Genomic DNA, 20,878 nt, shown 5'->3' on the forward strand with positions numbered 1-20,878 from the left:
TTACGTCCACAAGGTGGGCAAGCGCACTTGGAAGATCAGTTCAAACAAGGCGTAGCCGAACAGGGTGATAATGGCGGCAGCAACGATTTTGACGATCCAGGCGCTTCTTCCCTGCCCCGGCTCGCGGTTACCGAACAGGAAAGTAAGCGACAAGACATAAACAAACGTGGAAACGGTGTAGCCGATCACCGAGAAGACGCTGATATATAGCCCGGTGAACACGGTGACCCAGAGGGCCCCGTAACGCTGAGTCGACGTCGTTGGGCCTGCTTCGGTATCTTCTGTCGGCGTACTCTCTTCCCGGGCGTTGCGGCGGTTCTGCCATAGCACGATGGCAATCGAGAGATACATGATCATGGCAAGTACGATCGGAAAAAACGAGGCCGTGATATCGCCGTTCTTGACCGGCGGTGTCATTTTCACGGCCTCGATCAGATAGACTGTCGTTATGGTCAACATCAGGGCGGGTACGACCCATTTGCCGCCCAAACCGTACGCATGTTTCAAGAAGTTGGCCCTCTAGTCATCGGAAACGCATCGTCGAAGATAGTCCCGCCACGGCAAGGGCCGTGGCGGGTAGTACATCACTCCTCGATAATGCCTTCTTCCTGGAGTTCTTCCATGGTGGCGAAGATCTCGTCCTGGGTATCCTTTACCCATTCGGTGACATCGTCCCTGCCCAGCCAGTTGGGTGTTACACCTACGTCAACCAGCCATTCCTGGAACTCGTCGCTTTCAAAGGCTTCCTGGTAAGCGTTTTCGAGCTTCTCGAGGACGGCGTCCGGTGTGCCGGAAGGCGCGGCGAGGATGATGAAGCTGCCCATCTGGACGTTGAGGTCATACTCTGTGACCGGCGGTACCTCTTGATAGGATTCACTCTGGACATCGGTGAACTCGAGTAGACCGCGAGCATCACCGGAGTCGATCAACCCCGAGAAGTCACCCAGGCTGGTGATGGCGAAGTCGATCTCGCCATTGAGCAGGGCTTCTTTCTGGGGGGCTGCGCCGCCGGGATAGGAAACGATCTTGAAGTCCGCGCCGGTTTCATCCATTAACTGAAGCAGAGTGAGGTGCGTACGGGCGCCCATGTTCTGGATGCCGGCTCGAATTTCGCCGGGGGATTCCTCGGCGGCGTCGATCAGCTCCTCGAAATTGTCATACTCGGAGTCGTCGGGCACGATCAGGGCATCCGGCTCGCTGGTAATGCGCGCAATCAGATCCATGTTGTCGACACTGTAGCCGTCCAGCATGTCCTGCCAGGGCACGGTGATGACACTGTCGTAGGTCAGGGCACCCAGGGTGTAGCCATCGGCGTTGGCATTGATCAACTGGATCAGCCCATTGCCGCTCATGCCGCCTTCAATGTTCTCGACGTACATGGTGCCGTCCAGCGTCTCTTCGGTGAGGTCGCTGATCTTGCGGACGATACCGTCGGTCCCCCCGCCGGCGGCCCAGGGTACGATCATGCGTATGTCGCGAGTGGGGTAGTCGTCGGCGGCGCTGACCGAGGTGGCCGCGACCGACATGATGCAGGCAAGACCCAATGCTCTTTTAAGCATAGCGTTGCTCCTGTTGTTGTCCTCTAGGATCGTGTACTTCCGTCGAAAGCGTTTCGACGAAACCGGTTTTCCCGGCCGAACGCACGATGTCATTCGGCAAGGGCGATAATCGCGTTCCAGGTACCATCGTCGATCTCGACGGTGGCGTCATTGTTGTCCTTGTTCAGCTGGCGCCTGTCATGGGTCGACTTGCCCGGCCAGCGAACCTGGCGCTCCGTCTCGTCCGGGGTGGCGGAGGACAGGTGTGCGGTGATGCCGTCGACTAGCGTCTGGCACAGATCACTGCCACCGAGGTGCTGTGGATTGAATACCATGAACACCTGGCAGCAGCCGGTACCACTGCCGCGTTGCAGGTTGTCGATCTCATGGCTGGGACGTCCCTGGGATAGCAGCGCGGCCAGTGCATCAAGCAGAATGGCCAGTCCCGATCCTTTCCAATACCCGGTGGGAAGAATGCGGCGTGTCGCCTGGATGGCGGCCGGGTCACGGCTCAGTTGGCCCTTGCTATCGAAACCACCGTCGATAGGGAGCGATTCTTCTTGCCGTTCCAGTGTCTTGAGCTTGCCGTAGGAGAACTGTGACATGGCCATGTCGAGTACCAGCGGACCCTTGTCACTGGGAACCGCCATGACCAGCGGGTTGTTACCGATGCTCTGTTCCGATGATCCCCAGGCCGGCATGCAGGGTTCGGTGTTGGTCCACATCAATGCGGCGTAACCACGTTCGACCGCGTGCCACCCGTAGCTGCCGCCGCGCATCCAATGCGTGGTATTTCGCAACGCCACCAGTCCGAGGCCATGCTCGTCGGCGAGCGCCATGGCCCGCTCAGTCGCCTCCATGGCGTTGCGAACGCCAATGCCGAAGTTGCCATCGTAAACTTCCAGGGCACCAAGAGTATGGACCCGTTGCAGGGTCGCCTGTGAATCGACCCAGCCGCGCTGCACGTAATCGACGAACCGCGTGATCCGACCGACACCATGTGACGCGACACCATCCCAAGTGCTTTCCGCATGAATGCGGGCGCAGAGTGTGGCATCGTCGACGGATAGGCCAATGCGCTTGAAGACCCGCTCAAGTGTATTGACCAATGTCGGAAAGGGGACGGTTGTCATTACATTGAACTCATAGTAAGTAATACATCATACAACTAACCTAGTGGTTGTTCGGGAAATTACCTATTCATCTTTAGTCTATAGGGGGTGGTGAAGGCGTCAGCTGTGCGCATCGGTGTACCGGTTTACAGCAGGTTCCCGGTACCGAGTGTTTGCTATGACTACGACTAACGTCCTATTAGCGTAAATACATCATATGTATTACAAGTTGAAAGGATCATAACATCACGAGGAGGAAATCATGCTTGTCGATTTACGCACTTATACGATGGTACCGGGGCGTTTGAAAGCCTTTCTGGAACTCTATGAGCGTGAGGGATTGCCGATTCAGCAGAAGCATCTGGGCAATCTGCTGGGCTATTTCGTGACCGAGACAGGTGACTTGAACCAGGTCGTCCATATGTGGGGGTACGAGGACGCGGCCGAGCGCGAGGCGCGTCGTACGGCAATGGAAAACGATCCGGAGTGGATCGCGTATCGCAAGAAAAGTGCCGATGCCGGTAACGTCCAACATCAGACCAATAAACTGCTGCGCTCCACCAGCTTTTCTCCACTTTGAGTGAGGCGCTTATGACAGGCTCGCAAGATCGACCGGCAGCCCGTACCGGGGCGCAAGTGCTGGTTGATGCATTACTGCTCAATGACACGACGGAAGCGTTTGCCGTACCGGGTGAAAGTTATCTCAGCGTTCTGGATGCCTTATATGACTGCCAGGATCGCTTGAGGCTGGTGACATGCCGTCATGAAGCGGGTGCGGCCAATATGGCCGAGGCCTACGGCAAGATGACGGGCAAACCGGGGATTTGTTTCGTGACGCGTGGCCCTGGTGCATCGCATGCGAGTATCGGTGTGCACACGGCACGCCAGGATTCGACACCGATGATTCTGTTCATCGGCCAGGTCGCACGGGATATGCGGGAACGTGAGGCGTTTCAAGAGATCGATTATCGCCAGATGTTCGGCTCTGTCGCGAAGTGGGTAACCGAAATCGATGATGCCGAACGGTTGCCGGAGATGCTGGCTAGAGCATTTCAGACGGCGATCTCGGGCCGTCCTGGCCCGGTCGTCGTGTCACTCCCTGAAGATATGCTGGACGAAACGGTGACCATCGGGGATGCTGCGCCGGCCAGTCGTATCCCGATCGCAGCGCATCCCTCATCATTGGAGCAGTTGTCCGAATCATTGAACCAGTCACGTCGGCCGATACTCATCGTCGGTGGTGGCGGATGGACGTCCCAGACGGGAGAGGATGTTCGCCAGTTTGCTGAAACGCACCATGTGCCGATTCTGGCGTCGTTCCGTTGTCAGGATTTCGTGGACAACGATTCGACGGCTTATGTGGGACGCCTGGGCCTGGGGGCTTCGGCACAAGCCAACGAGCTGGTCAAGCAGGCGGACCTGATCATCGCTTTGGGAGCTCGTCTGGGGGAGGCGACGACGCAGGGCTACACCCTGTTGGCACCGCCATGTCCGCAGCAACGGCTCGTACATGTGCATGCCGACAGCAAGGAATTGGGACGGGTCTATCAGGGCCAGTTGATCAATGCGACGTCGCCGGAATTCGCCGAGGTGTTGAAGACACTGTCGCCGACCGGTGATGACGAGCGCCGGGACTATATGGAGGCGGCACGGGAAGACCATGTCACCTTCACCCAAGCCGGCACGTCCAATGGCCCGCTGGATCTGCAGACGATCGTGGCGACGATCGGCGAGACGTTGCCGCGGGATACGATCTATTCGAATGGGGCGGGCAACTATACGCTGTGGCTGCAGCGCTACCTTGGCTTCCACACGTTCCGCTCCCAACTGGCACCGACCAGTGGTGCCATGGGCTATGGCTTTCCCGCCGCAATCGGCGCCAAGGTGGCGTTGCCGGAGCGCACCGTGGTGGCCTTCGGGGGCGATGGTTGCGCACTGATGAGCATTCAGGAGTTGGCAACGGCCCATATGCTGGGGCTCAAGATGCTGTTCGTCGTCGTCAATAACGGCAGTTACGGCACGATTCGAATGCATCAGGAGCGCCGTTTTCCCGGGCGGGTTTCCGGCACGGATCTGGACAATCCCGATTTCGTGGCGTTGGCCAAAGGATTCGGCCTGCACGCCGAAGCCATTGACCACAACGATCAGCTGCCCGAGGCACTGGCACGCTATCAGGACCATGATGGAGCGTCGTTGCTGGAAATCCGTATGCCTGCCGATTCAGCCTGTTCCACCCCGCCCAAGCGATGAAATGACGTTGGCGGAAAGTCAGAAATCACAAGGATTCCACGATGAATGAGCGTGACGCGGCAGCGGCCGGGATAGGGGATACTCCGGTCATTACCGATATTCAGGTCATCCCCGTGGCCGGACGTGACAGTATGCTGCTGAATATTGGTGGGGCTCATGCGCCTTACTTCACTCGCAACCTGCTGATTCTCAAGGATAGTGCCGGACATGTCGGTATTGGCGAGGCGCCAGGGGGCAAGACGATACAAGCCTCGCTCGAACAGGCCATCCCCTTGATGGAAGGGCGATCCATCGGTGCCTGGAAATCGCTGGTGGCCTCTTTGCATAATGCGGGGCAACGTGCCGATTTCGATGCAACGGGCCAGGGGGCCTGGACGTTCGAGTTACGGGTCAATGCTGTGGCGGCACTGGAAGCCGCATTGCTTGATCTGATGGGCAAATACCTGGGTGTACCCGTGGCCGAACTGCTGGGTGATGGCAAGAAACGTGATAGCGTCGAGGTCCTCGGTTATCTGTTCTTCCTTGGCGATGGGCATGCCACGCCGCTGGATTATCGTCGGGGGACAGCGGGCGTGTCGCATGAGTGGTATCACTTGCGTGACAAGACGGCATTGACGCCACGACGGGTCGTCGAGATGGCCCAGGCGGCGCAGGACCGCTACGGTTTTCGTGATTTCAAGCTCAAGGGCGGTGTACTGGCTGGAGAGCAGGAAATCGAGGCGGTGACGGCGTTGGCTGAGGCCTTCCCCGGGGCGCGGGTCACGATCGATCCGAATGGCGCGTGGTCACTGAACGAAGCGGTGGATCTTTGCAAGGACCTGCATGGGGTCATCGCTTATGCCGAAGATCCCTGCGGCGCCGAGCAAGGGTTTTCCGGACGCGAGATTCTTGCGGAATTCCGCCACGCCACGGGGTTGCCGGTGGCGACCAATATGGTGGCGACCAACTGGCGTGAGATGGCGCACGCATTGATGCTGCGTTCGGTGGATATTCCACTGGCCGACCCGCATTTCTGGACTCTTTCAGGCGCCGTGCGCGTCTCGCAGCTCTGTCAGGATCACGGCATGACCTGGGGATCGCACTCCAACAATCATTTCGATATCTCATTGGCGATGTTCGCCCAGGTCGGGGCGGCTGCCTGCGGTCGCATGACCGCACTCGACACTCACTGGATCTGGCAGGAGGGCGACGCCCGTTTGACGCATCAACCGCCGGAGATCATCGATGGCCGCGTGGCAGTGACCGATGCGCCGGGGCTGGGCGTGGAGATCGACATGGACGGGGTGGAGACGGCGAATGCATTGTACCGCTCCTTGCCTGACAGTGCCCGCGACGATGCCATGGCGATGCAATACCTGATCGAGGGCTGGCAGTTCGATCCCAAGCGGCCGGCGTTATGTCGGGGGACGTAGCAGTCCCACGACACTTACGAGGATCAATACTACGCCCAGTACCCGGAAGAAGATGGGCGTTTCGGCGGTGATCATGTAACGGTGCACGCGCTCCCCGATGATGTGTCCGACGAGGGCACAGGGGAGCAACCATAGATGATGGACCAATTGCAGATCGACGCCGGCGATGACGAACGACACCATCTTGATCACGACCAGGATGAACCACAACACGAATAGCGTGTCGCGTAGCTGGTGCTTGGCGACGTGCGAGGCGAATACCGCCACCAGCAGCGGCGCACCGATCAGGGACGTGCCGCTGATATAGCCGCCCAGGGCGAGCAGCACATTGTCGGCATACTTGTTGCGGCTCTTGAAGGGGCGGTTGAGGACATAGCCGGTCGCATAGATGATCACGATCACGAAGATGATACTGGCCATGATCCGAGAGGGCAGAGTGAGGAGCCCGATCACCCCGATCAGCTTCGGTATGATGATCACCTTCATGGCTTTCATCAGATAGGCCCAGTCGATATTGCTCTCACCGGGGTCGCCATTGCTTTCCACGACACGGGTACGATGACCGCGCCAGGCTATCCAGCTCGAAAAGATCAGCAAATGAACGGCGATGATCGGCAGAAACACCAGCGGTTCGTCATATACCAGCAGCAGGAAGGGCAGTGAAAGCACCGCACCTCCGAATCCCAGGCTGGTCCGGACAAAACCGCTCCAGGCGAATATCCCCCCGATGAGTACGTATTGATACCAGAGTAGGTCGGCCATAGGTCAGTGTCGTTGATGGATCTAACGATAATGCGGCTAACGGAACAGGCAAGACTGCATGAGCCGGCCGGCAATGTCTACTGCTCCATTCCGGGCTTTGCGGTATGATGGTTGGGCCTTGGCACTGATGCCTGGGCTTTTTTATGTACAGTCTGTCGAGTCGGGGGAAACCGGTTGCGCACCTTGATAGTGGTCCGAAGCCTGAAGATGGGCGGTATGGAGCGAGTCGCGGTGAATTTGGCTGATGCGTTCGCTGATAGTGGTCATGAAAGTCATCTGCTGGTATTCCGTCGGCAGCAACAAGGGCTGGCGCCAACGAATAAGGACGTGAAGACCCATGTATTGCCGTTACGCTGGTGGTCACGTTTGACCGGCATAGGTCTGTTGCTGGAACTGCTTTCTCGCCTGATCCTCAACCCGCTGATTCGGCGTTCCCATTTCGTCTGGACCGGTTGGCTCGGTGGCTGGCTCTTTCGTATCTGGCTAACGGGTTTCGAACGTCGATACGGTCGAGTGGATCGGATCATCTTTCGCGGTATCGGCACCTTCGAGATGGTATGGAGCTATCGTGAGGACCGTGCCCGCTTCGTACTGGAAAACAACCTGCATCTACAGGACTCGCAATGGCGGCAGACGCTGTTTGCGAGGTGCTTGTATCCCGGCAAGCACCTGGTTTGTGTATCGCATGGCGTTGCTGACACGCTCAGGGAGGGAATGCGGCGTTGGGGGTTCACGCCTGCATCGGTGTCGGTGATCGTCAATCCCTGCCCGGTGAAAGCCATCCGCGAGGCGATGTCGGAAACGCAACCGGCAATCCCCGATCAACCTTATCTCGTCAATGTGGCGCGTCTGGTGCCACAGAAGGATCACGACCTGCTGTTGCGGGCCTATGCCAAGGCGGCGCCTGATGAGCCGCTGGTGATCGTGGGCGATGGACCGCTACGTCAGACGTTGGAAGCCCAGGCGGCGTCACTCGGGATCGCTCATGACGTCGTTTTTGTCGGCCATCAAGCAAACCCTTACCCCTGGATGCATCATGCGCGATTGTTCGTTCTCAGTTCGCGTGTGGAAGGGATGGGCATCGTACTGACCGAAGCACTCGCTTGTGGCACCCCAGTGGTATCTGTCGACTGTCCGGGCGGAATCCGCGAGGTGCTCAAAGGTGAATTGGAACAGGCCATCGCCGACCATGATGTCGACTCGTTAGCGAGTAAAATACGCGAGGCGTTAGCGGGCCCTGAACCTGACGTGAATGATGATTGGCTGACAGATTTTCTGCCGGAGACCGTCGTGCAGCGCTTTCTGCAGTCGGTTAATGAAAACTCGGGGCAGAAGGTTATATCGTGAAATACGTTCATTCGGCCAATCATCGGGCTACGCTGGGAAAATATCTCCGCAAGCAGTACAAGACACTGCTCAACAACTTGAATAGTCACTCGGTAAGGCCCCTCTATTCCGAGGTTCTGCCTTGTTTCGTGGTCGGCTGTGGGCATAGCGGTACCACATTGACCGCAGCCAAGTTAGGTAATCACTCAAAAGCATATTTGATTGGACGTGAGACTCACCATTTTGCGCCTGCCAAAGGGTTATATTCGTCTTATCTCGTGGCGTCTGAATGGATAGCCTTATTTGAAACACTGGGCAAGAAGGTCTTTATAGAAAAAACACCCAAACATGTGCATGCAGTCGATCGAATACTCAGAGTCTTGCCTAATGCACGGATCATCGTGATGGTGCGCAATCCGCTAGATAACTGCTTTTCGTTATTCAGGCGCTACGGTGATCTGGATTATGCGATTGATCGTTGGAATATGGATAATCGCAAGGCATTACAGGTCATTCAAAGTTCTCAAGCTAAATTGGTTAGCTACGAATCAATGACGACAGCCCCACAGGAAGAGTTTGGTTCGATATGCCATTTTCTGGGGATGGAATGGGATCCTTCGATAATCGAGAGCGGAGATACCGCCTACGATGACGTCAGACATGAACGTAACATGACTGTGCGTCAAGAACAGGTGAGGCGCCCTATCACGCCTAGTACAGGAGCCTGGAAAGAGGGCTTGACTGAAGCCCAGGTGGAAAGGGTCCTGGATCAAACCAACCCTATTGCTGGACGTTTAGGGTACACTTGATTTGTTTGTCGTATTCATGTGTCTTTACATAATAGCCGAAACGCGTCCTTGAGTTTCTCGTATTGTTGCTCATGAGAGTAATGATTGGCCAGTTGGGCGAGGCCGGCAGCGAGCTCATGATAGTCGTCTCGCTCCATGATGGAGACGATCCGTTCCGCCCATTCGGTCGGTTGGTCGCTCTCTACGATCAATTCCTCGAAATCGCTTTCCAGCAGTTCGGCTGCACCCACCCAGTGTGATAGCAGCACCGGCGTTCCGCATGCCATGGCTTCCAGGACGACGCGGCCGAATTCTTCGATATGCGCCGGTAGAACGAACAGATCGAGAGCGCCATAGAGGCGTTCTACCTCTGGAATCGTCGAACGCCACAGGAACCGGTCAGCGATGCCGAGTTGTTCCGCCTGTTGTTGGTAGGGAGAGGCATCATCCTTGCCAACGACCAGAAACCGGTGGTCGTGATCGCTTTTTGACAGCAGTTCGGCGGCCATCGAGACGAAACCGGCGACGTTGCGCTTGCGGAAGTTGCCCGACGTGACAAGACCGATCAGGCGAGTGGCTTCCTCGATGCCCAGCGATTCTCGCATGGATCGGCGATCGCTTCGGGCTCGTTCGGGATTGAACTGTGCGGGATCGTAGCCGGGATAGCTGATGTCGATGCGAGCCCGGCTGATGTTGTAACGTGATGCCAGGTCGTCACCCATCAGCCGTGAATTGACGGCGATACGCTGTCCGCGATTCTGGCTAAGCACGTGGTCATGAATGGCTGCGACTTCTCCTGTCGCCTGGTCGCGGCCGTGAATCCGCTGGCTCGCCAGGTGTACGCAGTTGTGCATATAGACCACGTCATTGGTGACACAGTCCCCATGGCTGATGAGCAGAGCGGGGGTGTGCCGTCGACACCAGGCTTGCACCCGACGGTCGAACCAGAAGCGCCGCTGGGGCCCTTTGAATGGCCAACGCCACAGGCGAACCCAGTCGGCGCCGGATTGCTCGATCAACTGACGGTTACCTCGTTCGGCCAGGATGACCACGCGATAGCCCAGCTCGCGCAGTGCTGCCGTTTGTTCGAAGGCGTTACGACTGGCGCCGGTGCGTTTTTCGACCTGGCGTATGGCGATAGCGGCAAGCGGGGCGGCATTGGTCGATGTCATGGAAGGGCCTTTACCGAATGATGGGGTGAGGATACGCATTCCCGTATGTCATGCAACCAAACGCATGCCCTCTGGTACTAGTTAACCGAGTGAACACCTGGCCATCGTTGCTGTCATCACGATGTTACATGACTTTCATATGGTCGGCGTACCGTGCTGAAATACTGATTGGCAGGGTGTGATGCCATCGGAGTCGTGTGGTTTTCCTTCATTCTTCTGGCACTCGGACAGGTTATCCATGTCGACGCGCAGCGGTTACGGAAGCATACCCCATAGACTGAGATTTTATCTTGGAGAGGCGTCCAGCCTGATCATCCCCGATATCTATTTTCGCAAGCGACGAGACGTCCTGTTGTCTCGTTTCGACGGGCTGAATAATGAAACTCAGAAGGCCATCGTTGATCGTGTCGATTATTGCAACAAGTTGACGAGTGCATTTAATGCGGAGGCGTTGGATCAGTTCAACCGGGACTTGACGATTGGTACGCGTCGTTCCGCCTATCATTTGGATTTCAAACGCGTCGCCCGCTATTTTCCTGCTGATGTGCGCTTTTCCTATCTGTTCGGTGACTGCACGCACGTGCCTGACGAGCCGACCTTCGTTAAAAGCCGTCCGGTGGCGGATGGTGCGGGCAATGCCGATTCGGTACTGCTGAAACTTAACAGCGTCCGGCACTATTACCGAGTGCGTGATCGACTGGCCTTCGAACAGAAACGGCCGCTGGCGGTCTGGCGCGGTTCCATTCACCAGGGCCATAGAAAACGTTTCGTGGCGAGCCATTTCGCCCATCCGTTGTGCAATATCGGTGCAGTCGGAGGCGATCCCGATGGCCTGTACGATCGCGGTACGTTGTCGATTCGCGAGCAATTGCAATACCGGTTCATCATTAGTATCGAAGGCAAGGACGTCGCGACCAACCTGAAGTGGATCCTGTCGTCCAATTCACTGTGTTTGATGCCCCGCCCGCGTTATGAGACATGGTTCATGGAAGGGCGTTTGATTCCCGGTGTGCACTATGTCCAGGTTGCAGATGACTTCTCGGACCTGGGGGACAAGATCGAGCACTATCTCGTTCATCCTGCCGAGGCAAAAGCGATCATCGCCAACGCGAACCGTCATGCGGAATCGTTCTACGATTCGGACAGTGATTTGCTGGTGTCGCTGATGGTCTTCGACAAATATCTCCGGCTTTCCGGTCAACTGCCTCGATGGCAGTCGTCACTCGATCCGGCATGAATGAAAAGTGAGTGGCCTGCGACTTTCTGGATAGGGGGCTAGTCGCCAAGGCCGCTGGCGCGGTAAAGTCTGTTGACGATTAATTTGCAAGGGAGTTTTTATGAAGATTGCCACGTCATTGGCTGCAGCACTTGCTTCGATCGCGATCAGTGTTCCTGTCATGGCCCAACAGATGGGAGGTGGAGCCCCGAGCGTCGATGATCAGGTCGAGCAACTTGATCAGATCGTTGATCTGGATGCCGACCAGGAAGAAGAAGTCCGCTCACTGCTGAATCAAATGCAGGAAAGCCGGCAGCAACACAGCCAGGAATCACAAGAGCTGCAGCAAAGCCTGGGAGAGCATGTCGGTGCCGACTATAACGAAGCGGCGATCCGCTCTGATGCCCAGGCACTTGGTGATTTGACCGCGGAAATGACGGCGGAGCGTCTCATCCTGCAATCGAAGATGGAGGCGGTCTTCACGCAGGAGCAGCGCGATGCGCTCGATGAAGAAATCGCCAAGCAGCAACAACAGATGCAACAGATGCAGGAACAGATGCAACAGCAAGGCCAGTAATTGCGCTGAGTCGCCTGCGATCCCGCACAACGACCCCGCCCTTTTTGGCGGGGTCGTTGTTTTTACGCGCTATGCGGAATGAAAAAATTGCCGTTGCGACGAATTTTTTGAAAACAGTACTGTCCGACGGCGCAGGTGGCGACAGATAACCCGATTATGGCTGTAGTGATTAGCCTCCTCGGGAGCCAGGGCCAAGATGAGTCGTCACCTTGATGGGCCTTGTGGTTTCCGCTGTGTGTAGGTGGTCCGTCATATAGTCGTATGGGGTATCGCAAGACCCGTCAGGATTGTTTCGGGTCGGAAACGCACTTTGTACGCAATTGGAGTCTTTATGAAGGTAGCCAAGCTTTTCGCTCCGGCAGTCGCCGCACTGGCATTCAGTGTTCCCGCCATGGCCCAGCAAATGGGTGGAGGCGGCATGGGTGGTGGAGCACCCAGTGTCGATGACCAGGTCAGTCAACTCGACCAAATGGTGGATCTGGATGACGGGCAGAAGGAGGAGATCAGCAGCCTTTTGACCCAGATGCAAGATGACATCGGTGCCAAGGAGCAGGAAGCCCAGGAGCTGCAACAGCAAATCAGCGAGCGGGTTCAGCCGGATTATGACGAAGCTGCCATTCGCGCAGATGCGGAGCGTCTTGGCGACCTGACTGCAGAAATGACGGCTGACAGCATCATCCTGCAATCTCAGATCGAAGACGTGTTCACTCAGGAACAGCGCGATCAACTGGATGAGGCCATGGCTCAGCAGCAGGAGCAAATGGAGCAGATGCAGGAGCAGATGCAGCAGCAGGAGCAGGGACAAGGCCAAGGCCAAGGTGAGGAAGCGCTGCAGTGATTAGGTTGTGGTCAGGTTGACAGCCTGGCCGCACTGACAGCGTTTACCTGTCTCTGTTGACGGCCCCGCCGCGAGCGGGGCCGTGTGTTTGTTAGCGTTCCTCGAATGACTTTATCCCTTCCAGCCATCGCCGATAATCTGCCAGCCCTGCCTTGATATCGGTGTAGACAGGATCGAATCCGAGTTCCCGGCGTGCCAGCGAGATATCCAATGGTGAGCCGCGGCCGGCGAAGGGGCCCGGGCCGAGAGTCACCTTGGCGCGCTTGCCGATGGTGTCGGCGACATGATCGACGAGTTCACGATGGTCGACGGTGACGCCACTGGAAATATTGAAGTTGCGTTCACTGACGTGATCTTTCTGGAACAGCAGCACGATACCGCGGGCAGTGTCCTGCACATGGGTCCAGTCGAGGGCCTGGTCGGCACCGTTGTCGGACTGAATGTCGTCCATCCCTTCCAGGGGACCGAACAGCGCCTGGTAGACCGGATGCATGTGGGAGGGACGCTTTCCCGGGCCATAGACGAAGAACAGGCGCGCATTACGTACATCCATGCCATAGGTTTCACTGTACTGGATGCCGTAAAGTTCGCCGGCAATCTTGGTGGCGCCGTAGAGGTCGGTGGCCTTGTAGGGTGTCGCCTCGGTCTGGCCGCCGGGGGCATCGCCATAGACAGCGCCGGAACTCATGTTGACGATGCGTTTGATACCCAGGATGCGACAGCATTCCAGTAGATTCAGGGTCCCCGTGGCATTGATCGAAATATGCTTGAACGGACGTTTGGGGAAGTGCGGGCCGGCAATGACCGACACGCTGTGAATCACGCCTTCCAACTCGTCGCGGTAGCGCAGCAACGTTTCGAACATGGCGTGATAGTCGAGGACATCGACGCTCTCGAGCACGAGCTGGTCGCGGACTTCCTGGAGGTAATCGAGGTCCATGTTGTCGAAATGGCCGGCGGCCATGTCGCAGATGATGATCCTCTTGCCTTGTTTGGCCAGTTGGTAGGCGACCCAGGAGCCAACGTGGCCGAGGCCACCGGTAATCAATACTGCCATGATGAAATTCTCCTTTCAGGTAACAGGCTGGTCGTTCATTAGTTGAAGACCAGGTTGGGCAAGAGCATGACGATCGATGGGAAACACGTGATGATCAGTAGAACGGCGATCAGCGGTATATAGAAGGGCACTGTCTCGCGCACCAGGTCCGAGAACGACATTTGGGTGATCTTCTGTATCGTGAAGAGCACGGTGCCGACCGGCGGGGTGATCAGGCCGATCATCAGCGTAAAGATCATGACGACGCCAAAATGCACGGGATCGATACCGTATTGGACGACGACGGGAACCAGCAGGGGAGTCAGCAGGAACAGCGCCGGGACGGAGTCGATGAAAAGCCCGATAAGCAGGATGAACAGCACCAGTATCAGAAGTAATGCCAGTGGACTGGTCACGGTGGACAGCAGGAAATCGGCTACCAGCGCCGTGACCTGGTAGCGAGCCAGAACCCAGCTGTAAAGGGCGCTACCGGCAATGATGAACAGCAGCGCGGCGGTATCGATGGCGGTGGATTTCAGGATCCCCAGGAACTGCCGGAAGCTGATCGAGCGATAGACCATGAACGAGATGATCATGCAGTAGAGCAGAGCGACTACCGAGGCCTCGGTCGGTGTGAAGATCCCGGAGAGAATGCCGAAGATGATGATCAGCGGTGTCAGCATCGGCAGCAAGCCTCGCGACATGGCGCGAATGAATTCGCTGAGGGTGGCTCGGGCGCGGGTCGGGTAGCCGCGGCGATGGGACATGATCGCGATCATCACCATCAATCCCAGCCCCATGAACAAGCCGGGCAGAATCGATGCCAGGAAGATCGAGGCAATCGATGCGTTGGCCAGGGCACCGTAAATGACGGCTGGGATGCTTGGCGGGATGATCGGACCGATGGTTGCCGAACTGGCGGTCACCGCAGCACTGAATCCGGTGGGATAGCCATCGTCTTCCATCGCCTTGATTTCGACGGCGCCTAGTCCGCCGGCATCCGCGACTGCCGAGCCGGACATACCGGCAAACAGCATACTGGCAACCACATTGACATGACCCAGGCCGCCCTTGAGATGGCCGACCATGGTTCGGGCGATGTCAAAAACACGGTCGGATATCCCGGCCTCGTTCATGAGTCGCCCGATCAGTAGAAACGCCGGTATGGCCAGCAGCGTAAAGCTATTGACACCGTAGAGGGTACGCTGGGCGATCATTTCTATCGGGATCGCGTCGAAACCGCGTGCATAAGCCAGTACCAATGCGGATGACGCGATCATGGCGAATGCCACCGGTACGCCGATCGCCAGCAGCACGATCAGTCCGACGAACATGATGACGAAGATTTCCATGGTCAGTCGCTCCTGCCGTTGAATCGCCGGTAAAGATTGCCTAACAACAGGCCGATCATGATGGCGGCCGAGAGGCACTGAATGAAGTAGATATAGGAGAAGCTCATCTGGAAGGTGCTGGCGAGGATGCCGGACGTGCGGCCCATCATGTTCCAGGCACCGAAGACCAGCATCAGCAGAACCAGAATGCAGATGACGTCAGCCAACGCCCCGGTGATACGTTTCAAGCGCACCGGCAACATATCGGTGGCGATGGTGATGCTGATGTGCTGCTGATAGTGCAGCGCCAGAATCGAGCCGAGGAAGATCTCGGCAAGAAACAGGTAGCGAGATGCTTCATCCGTCCATGGAACTGCGATGCCGAGGAGGTAACGCGAGATGACCTGAACGGCCATGATGATCAGCATCAGAGAAAACGCTGTTATGACGACGGCGGTCAGTAGTCGCCAGAAGCGTTCGATGCTCCGGTTGACGAATGTCGAGGTAGACACGGTAACCTCCGCTGGGCGTGAACGCGGAATGGGAAACGAGTTGCCACCTGCCCGTTCCGGGTGTGAGTCGGCAGCGGGCAGAACGCCTACCCCCTTTGTGGGGCTAGGCGCGTTCGGTCGTTACTCTTCTTCCAGCAGGGAGAGTACGTAGTCACGGACGGACGGATGGTACTCTTCAGCGATTTCCCGGATGGCGGGCTCGCCCGCACTGCGGAAGGCCGCGACATCGGGTTCGACGACGGTCATGCCTTCTTCTTCCTGGAGTTGCTCATAGAGTTCGTCCTGACCTTCGGCGACCATGTCGTCACCCCAGGCGGTCGCTTCCTCGATGGCCCCGATGATGATCTCTCGGTTTTCGTCGGAGAGCCCCTGATAGAAGTCCTCGTTCATCAACCAGTGGAAGAACGAATAGACATGCTCGGTCTTGTTGATGTGATCCTGCACTTCGTAGATTTTACCGGCATGAATGAGATCGACGGGATTTTCCTGCATCTCGATGACGCCGGTCTGGAGCGAGGTGTAGACCTCAGGCCAGGCGATCGGACTGGGTAGGGCGCCGATCTCTTCCCAGATCTGCACCCAGGGGGCGATTTCGGGAACGCGCATCTTGACGTCCTCGACATCTTCGGGCGTTTCGACCGGGAAGTTGGATGTCAGATTGCGGGGATTACGAGCGGAGAGAGCCACCAGGCGCATATTGCCGTTTTCGATGAGGCGCTCGTTGATCAGGTCTCCAGTTTCGCCGGCATAGACCTCTCGGGCTTCTTCGCTGGAACCGTAGACGAACGGCAGGTCGGCAGCGGCGAACGCTTCGGCATAGAGGGTCATGGGCATCGAGCCACCTAGCGCGATGTTGTATTCGCCATTGCTGGCGCCTTCGAGGTGGTCGCGTTCACCCCCCACTTCAGTGCCCAGCAGGGTGACGGAATAGTCGCCGTCGGTTTCTTCTTCGATGGTCTCCTTGAGCCGTTCGCCGACCTTGAACATGGCGTGCGATGGCTCGACATGGATGGCGATGGCGAGCTCTTCGGCGGAGGCCGACAGGGTTGTGCTCCATGCGGCGAGGCCGGCTATTACGATACCGCTGGCTTTTATTGTCTTCATGACGGATATCTCCTGTTGGAGTTGGCGTGTGTCGGTTCATCGTCCTGATAGCGGGCGGTGAAGCGCCCGCATCGCGACCCGCAGGCCGGGTTCCTGTTGACGGTGCCTTGGCGACCGCCGTTGATTGGTGTGGTAGCGCTACCATTTCTATTTATAGTTTCGGTCACTATCTCGTATTTCTCCGAAGCTTTATGCAGGAGCGACTACAGTCGCGATGGGGCTGTCAGGCACCCGGCGCTGGACTGAACCGGGCGGGGCTTGCCGCCCTGCATCGCGGTTGAAACCGCTCCGACAACACCAGAGTTCTACTGGTTGATTCGGCTAACTTACAGGAAAAGCTAGCACGGAGTTTTTGGTAGCGCTACCAAAAATATTGTTCTGGTTTACACTACAACCAAACGCACATGAGGAAAGAGGCAAAACATGCCGAGCGAGAAGTTGGCCAACAGGGAGCGTCGGCGCCATCAGGGAGAGCATCGGGTAACATTGGAAGATGTGGCAAGACATGCCGGTGTGGCACCGATCACGGTGTCCCGTGCCTTGAATACGCCCGAAAAGGTATCCACCAAGCTACGCGATCGAGTCGATCAGGCGGTCAAGACATTGGGCTATGTTCCCAACCTTATCGCCGGTGGCTTGGCTTCGGCCGGCACCAGGGTCATTCCGGTCGTGGTGCCATCGCTGTCGATACTGACGTTCATCGAGGTGATTCACGGGATCCAGCAGACGCTGGAGAATGCCGGCTATCAGGTGCTACTGGGGTCGACGGATTACGATCTCAATCGTGAAGCGGCGCTGGTCGATTCCGTGCTGGGCTACTCTCCGTCGGGAGTGATCATGACCGGTCTGCACCATCGTGATACGACCATTGATCGGTTGCGAGCCTGGGGGCGGCCGGTGGTCGAACTCATGGAACTCGGGACCTCCTACATCGATATGAACGTCGGCGTCGAGACCAGTGAGGCAGGGGCTTGCATGGCGAGTCATCTGGTTGAGCGGGGCTATCGACGAATCGCTTTCCTGGGAACCGGCATGGATCGTGACTATCGTGCCCGTTACCGTTATCACGCGCACCGAGAGGTACTGGAGCGCGCCGGGCTGGATGGGTCGCTGCTGTTTCAGAATGATGAGCCGGCATCGTACGAGGCGGGGCGTCGCGTATTTCTCGAGGCACTGGAAGCGCAACCGGATATCGATGCCATTCATTTTGCCAACGACAATCTGGCGGCCGGAGCGATCATGGAGGCCAATCGTCAGGGCATTCGGGTGCCCGATGAGGTCGCCATTGGCGGTTACCTGGGCTTGTCTCTGGCCGAACATCTGACCCCACGGCTGACGACGGTGGTCTTGCCGCGTTTCGAGATGGGCGTTCGGGCGGCGGAAATGTTGCTCGACCGTCTGGCAGGGCGCGAGCGGCATGCGCAGCGTGTCGATCTCGGCTATCGACTGGCGGTGCGCGAGAGCACGTGAGTGCCTGCATGTCAGAAGGGGCCGTAGCCCCTTCTTGAACGTTATTGCTGTAAAGGACGTAACGTTACTCGTTGGCTTCCTCGATGGCTTCCATCATGGCGTTCAGCAACTCAGTGCCTTTCTCACCGTAGCGATCTTCGATGACCTCTCGCACTGCCGGTTGAGCGGCATCCTGGAACGCTTGACGCGCCTCGTCGCTGAGGGTGTTCACTTCCATGTTCTCGGCCAACTGAGGCAGCCCTTCATCCGACGCTTCTATGATGCGTGACATCGAACGTCCGGCGTCCACGGCAATATCCGAGGCCCAGTCGACAATTTCCTGGTGTTCATCGGACAAGCCATTGTAGAAGTCTTCATTGACGACCCAGACATATGGCGTGATGACGTGGTTGCTGATGGTCAGATAATCCTGCACTTCGTCGAAATTGGCGAAGGCGGTCTGCTGAATGGGGTTCATCTGTCCATCGGCGACGCCGGTTTCGAGCGCGGTATAGACTTCCGACCAGGCGAGCGGGGTCGCCTCGGCACCCAGTGCATTGATCATGGCTTCATGGGTCGGCAGTGTCATGGTGCGAATCTGCAGTCCCTCCATGTCTTCCGGTGAGGTGAGAGGGCGCTGTGAGTTGGTGAACTGGAAGAAACCGCCACTATCCAGCAGACCCATCACCTTGAGACCGGTTTCTGCATGGATGTCATCGGCGAGCGTTTGACCGAACTCACTGTCCAGAGAGATGACCTCGGTAGCGATGCCGATGTTCGGGAAGGCGAACGGCATGTCGAAAACGCCGATAGGCGGATAATGTTCCGCGATACCCCCGGCAGAGGAGATGGACGACTCGACGACCCCCTGGCGCACCTGGTTGATCGCGTCGGAGTCTTCTCCCAATTGACCGGAGGGGTAGATTTCTACCTGGATTTCACCACTACTGGCCGTTTCGACGAGTTGTTTGAAGACGGCGGTCATGGCGCCGGAGTGGCTTTCCGTCGGCTCGGGTGGGTTGAGGTGGGCAATCCGCATCGTCGTTTCGGCGGCCACCGGGAAACTGGCAGCGAGACCGAAGGACAGAGCGATGGACGTCATTGTTTTTGGATTGAAGTGTCGCATGGATGACTCCTTGCTGGGGTTGACTGTCGGACTAACCTGCGAGTCCGAACAGGCGGGGTATGAAGAGGGAGACGGGTTCCCAGTAAGCGGTGAGAAACAGCACTCCCAGTTCAACGAGAATGAATGGCCACAGATATCTGGTGATGGATTCAATACGTTCGCCGGTGACGGAGGCCAGTACGAAAAGACAGGCACCGACCGGGGGCGTCATCAGTGAAATGGTCAGCGCCAGTATGATGATCATGCCGGCGTGGACCGGATCCATGCCGATCGATATTGTCAGCGGCGTGAGTACCGGGGCCAGAATGATCAATGCGGCATTGATATCCATGAATAGGCCGATGAACAGCAATAGCGCGATGATCATGCCGAGTACGATGGCGGGCGTTTCCGAAATGGAAAGGAAGCCGTCGGCGATCAATTGCGGTATCTGATTGAATGTCATCCACCAGCCGAGAATGGAGGCGGAAGCGATGATCAGGAAGATGATGCCGCAGATCAGCACTGTTCTGGCCAGCATCTCGTAGAGATCTTTCCAGGAAATGTTGCGGTAGATGACTCCACCGACGAAAAGCGCATAAAACACGGCCAGTGCCGCTGCTTCGGTGGGGGTAGTGAAACCGAGCAGGATCGAGCCGAGAATGAATACGGGAAGTATCAGGGCGAGCAGGCTGCCGCGGAACTCCTTGAGGATGTGTGCCAGATTGGGTCGGCTGTCGTCCTTCGGGAGTTTCAACCGGCGGGCGGTGGCGGCAATCAGGCACATGCAGACCAGACAGAGCAACAGGCCGGGAATGATGCCGGCGGCGAACAGGCCGGCGATCGATACCCCCATCAGTGAGCCATAGATAATCGCCAGGGTCGACGGCGGAATGATCGGGCCGATGATGGAGCCCGCCGCGGTAACGGCGCAGGCGTAGTCACCTCGGTACCCGGCTTTCTTCATGGCGGGCACGAAGGTATTGCCGAAAGCGGCGGCGTCGGCAGTCGCGGAGCCGGTCAAACCGGCAAACAGTACCGAGGCCAGCATATTGGAGTGAGCCATGCCCCCGCGTAGCCAGCCGACGAGCGCCTGGGCGAAATTGACCAGGCTCAATGTCATGCCGGAACGATTCATGATCTCCCCGGCCAGGATGAAGAACGGCATGGCGAGAAACGCGAACAGGTTGAGTCCGGAGAAGAACCGGCCGGGGGCCATGGTGAGGAATTGCTCCCCTCCCATGTCGATCAGCCCGGTCAACCCGGCAACGCCCAGTACCAGACCCACCGGCATGCCAAGCAGCAGCAGTACGAAAAATGTGACGGCGACCAGGACCATGGGATTATCCT

20 protein-coding genes are annotated in these 20,878 nt (G+C 57.4%); 9 read left to right on the forward strand and 11 right to left on the reverse strand.

The genetic code is table 11. The features are described 5' to 3' along the window. From BLW01_RS16265 to yiaK, 3 genes are all read right to left on the reverse strand, one after another. Positions 1-507, reverse strand: coding sequence for a tripartite tricarboxylate transporter TctB family protein (locus BLW01_RS16265; protein ID WP_092571636.1), 507 nt, complete (start codon positions 505-507; stop codon positions 1-3). Positions 508-584: 77 nt separating this feature from the next. Further along, the gene (locus tag BLW01_RS16270) at positions 585-1,559 is read right to left on the reverse strand and encodes a Bug family tripartite tricarboxylate transporter substrate binding protein (protein WP_092571638.1); all 975 of its coding nucleotides are present in this window, start codon (positions 1,557-1,559) and stop codon (positions 585-587) included. A gap of 89 nt (positions 1,560-1,648) precedes the next feature. After that, positions 1,649-2,671 carry a 3-dehydro-L-gulonate 2-dehydrogenase gene (gene yiaK / locus BLW01_RS16275; protein ID WP_092571640.1) on the reverse strand — a complete coding sequence of 341 codons (1,023 nt, stop codon included), beginning with the start codon at positions 2,669-2,671 and terminating at the stop codon, positions 1,649-1,651. A 241-nt stretch (positions 2,672-2,912) separates the two neighbouring features. Here yiaK and BLW01_RS16280 point away from each other — a divergent pair, with 241 nt between their 5' ends. Genes BLW01_RS16280 through BLW01_RS16290 form a run of 3 tightly spaced genes read left to right on the forward strand, consistent with a single transcriptional unit; the run spans position 2,913 to position 6,312 of the window. Next, positions 2,913-3,230: an NIPSNAP family protein gene (locus tag BLW01_RS16280; RefSeq protein WP_092571642.1), complete on the forward strand. Its 318-nt coding sequence runs from the start codon at positions 2,913-2,915 to the stop codon at positions 3,228-3,230. 11 nt (positions 3,231-3,241) lie between these two features. Further along, the gene (locus BLW01_RS16285) at positions 3,242-4,900 is read left to right on the forward strand and encodes a thiamine pyrophosphate-binding protein (protein WP_092571644.1); all 1,659 of its coding nucleotides are present in this window, start codon (positions 3,242-3,244) and stop codon (positions 4,898-4,900) included. Positions 4,901-4,941: 41 nt separating this feature from the next. Beyond that, positions 4,942-6,312: an enolase C-terminal domain-like protein gene (locus tag BLW01_RS16290; protein ID WP_092571646.1), complete on the forward strand. Its 1,371-nt coding sequence runs from the start codon at positions 4,942-4,944 to the stop codon at positions 6,310-6,312. Here BLW01_RS16290 and BLW01_RS16295 read toward each other — a convergent pair. After that, a complete protein-coding gene (locus BLW01_RS16295; RefSeq protein WP_092571648.1) occupies positions 6,295-7,074 on the reverse strand; it encodes a sulfite exporter TauE/SafE family protein in 780 nt (259 codons plus the stop codon). The two genes, BLW01_RS16290 and BLW01_RS16295, sit on opposite strands and share 18 nt — an antisense overlap. Before the next feature lie 216 nt (positions 7,075-7,290). Between BLW01_RS16295 and BLW01_RS16300 the strand changes: the two genes are divergently transcribed. Together BLW01_RS16300 and BLW01_RS16305 are read left to right on the forward strand one after the other, a co-directional pair. Then, a complete protein-coding gene (locus tag BLW01_RS16300) occupies positions 7,291-8,421 on the forward strand; it encodes a glycosyltransferase (RefSeq protein ID WP_268244666.1) in 1,131 nt (376 codons plus the stop codon). Further along, complete coding sequence (locus tag BLW01_RS16305) at positions 8,418-9,209, forward strand: sulfotransferase family protein (RefSeq protein ID WP_175529878.1); 792 nt, start codon at positions 8,418-8,420, stop codon at positions 9,207-9,209. The genes BLW01_RS16300 and BLW01_RS16305 overlap by 4 nt, the downstream gene beginning before the upstream one ends. A gap of 14 nt (positions 9,210-9,223) precedes the next feature. On the opposite strand, the gene BLW01_RS16310 is transcribed toward BLW01_RS16305, so the two are convergent. Then, entirely contained in the window at positions 9,224-10,360 is a 1,137-nt protein-coding gene (locus BLW01_RS16310) for a glycosyltransferase family 4 protein (RefSeq protein WP_092571789.1), read from the reverse strand. A 238-nt stretch (positions 10,361-10,598) separates the two neighbouring features. Here BLW01_RS16310 and BLW01_RS16315 point away from each other — a divergent pair, with 238 nt between their 5' ends. The 3 genes from BLW01_RS16315 (at position 10,599) to BLW01_RS16325 (ending at position 12,991) form a co-directional block, all read left to right on the forward strand. Next, positions 10,599-11,597: a glycosyl transferase family 90 gene (locus BLW01_RS16315; RefSeq protein ID WP_175529879.1), complete on the forward strand. Its 999-nt coding sequence runs from the start codon at positions 10,599-10,601 to the stop codon at positions 11,595-11,597. 100 nt (positions 11,598-11,697) lie between these two features. After that, positions 11,698-12,153 carry a Spy/CpxP family protein refolding chaperone gene (locus BLW01_RS16320; RefSeq protein ID WP_092571653.1) on the forward strand — a complete coding sequence of 152 codons (456 nt, stop codon included), beginning with the start codon at positions 11,698-11,700 and terminating at the stop codon, positions 12,151-12,153. A 331-nt stretch (positions 12,154-12,484) separates the two neighbouring features. After that, a complete protein-coding gene (locus tag BLW01_RS16325; RefSeq protein ID WP_092571654.1) occupies positions 12,485-12,991 on the forward strand; it encodes a Spy/CpxP family protein refolding chaperone in 507 nt (168 codons plus the stop codon). 91 nt (positions 12,992-13,082) lie between these two features. Here BLW01_RS16325 and BLW01_RS16330 read toward each other — a convergent pair whose 3' ends face one another. The 4 genes from BLW01_RS16330 to BLW01_RS16345 all read right to left on the reverse strand — a co-directional run bounded on the left by BLW01_RS16330 (position 13,083) and on the right by BLW01_RS16345 (position 16,974). After that, positions 13,083-14,048, reverse strand: coding sequence for an NAD-dependent epimerase/dehydratase family protein (locus tag BLW01_RS16330; protein WP_092571656.1), 966 nt, complete (start codon positions 14,046-14,048; stop codon positions 13,083-13,085). A 38-nt stretch (positions 14,049-14,086) separates the two neighbouring features. Next, positions 14,087-15,379: a TRAP transporter large permease gene (locus BLW01_RS16335; RefSeq protein WP_092571658.1), complete on the reverse strand. Its 1,293-nt coding sequence runs from the start codon at positions 15,377-15,379 to the stop codon at positions 14,087-14,089. 2 nt (positions 15,380-15,381) lie between these two features. After that, positions 15,382-15,870, reverse strand: a complete 489-nt coding sequence (locus tag BLW01_RS16340) for a TRAP transporter small permease (protein ID WP_092571660.1) — start codon at positions 15,868-15,870, stop codon at positions 15,382-15,384. Positions 15,871-15,990: 120 nt separating this feature from the next. Beyond that, the gene (locus tag BLW01_RS16345; RefSeq protein WP_092571662.1) at positions 15,991-16,974 is read right to left on the reverse strand and encodes a TRAP transporter substrate-binding protein; all 984 of its coding nucleotides are present in this window, start codon (positions 16,972-16,974) and stop codon (positions 15,991-15,993) included. Between the two features lie 423 nt (positions 16,975-17,397). Between BLW01_RS16345 and BLW01_RS16350 the strand changes: the two genes are divergently transcribed. Beyond that, the gene (locus BLW01_RS16350; RefSeq protein ID WP_092571664.1) at positions 17,398-18,444 is read left to right on the forward strand and encodes a LacI family DNA-binding transcriptional regulator; all 1,047 of its coding nucleotides are present in this window, start codon (positions 17,398-17,400) and stop codon (positions 18,442-18,444) included. A gap of 64 nt (positions 18,445-18,508) precedes the next feature. On the opposite strand, the gene BLW01_RS16355 is transcribed toward BLW01_RS16350, so the two are convergent. Beyond that, complete coding sequence (locus tag BLW01_RS16355; protein WP_092571666.1) at positions 18,509-19,549, reverse strand: TRAP transporter substrate-binding protein; 1,041 nt, start codon at positions 19,547-19,549, stop codon at positions 18,509-18,511. 31 nt (positions 19,550-19,580) lie between these two features. After that, positions 19,581-20,867: a TRAP transporter large permease gene (locus BLW01_RS16360; protein WP_092571667.1), complete on the reverse strand. Its 1,287-nt coding sequence runs from the start codon at positions 20,865-20,867 to the stop codon at positions 19,581-19,583. Between the last annotated feature and the right edge of the window lie 11 nt (positions 20,868-20,878).

Source organism: Aidingimonas halophila (genome assembly GCF_900106955.1).
Classification (GTDB): domain Bacteria; phylum Pseudomonadota; class Gammaproteobacteria; order Pseudomonadales; family Halomonadaceae; genus Aidingimonas; species Aidingimonas halophila.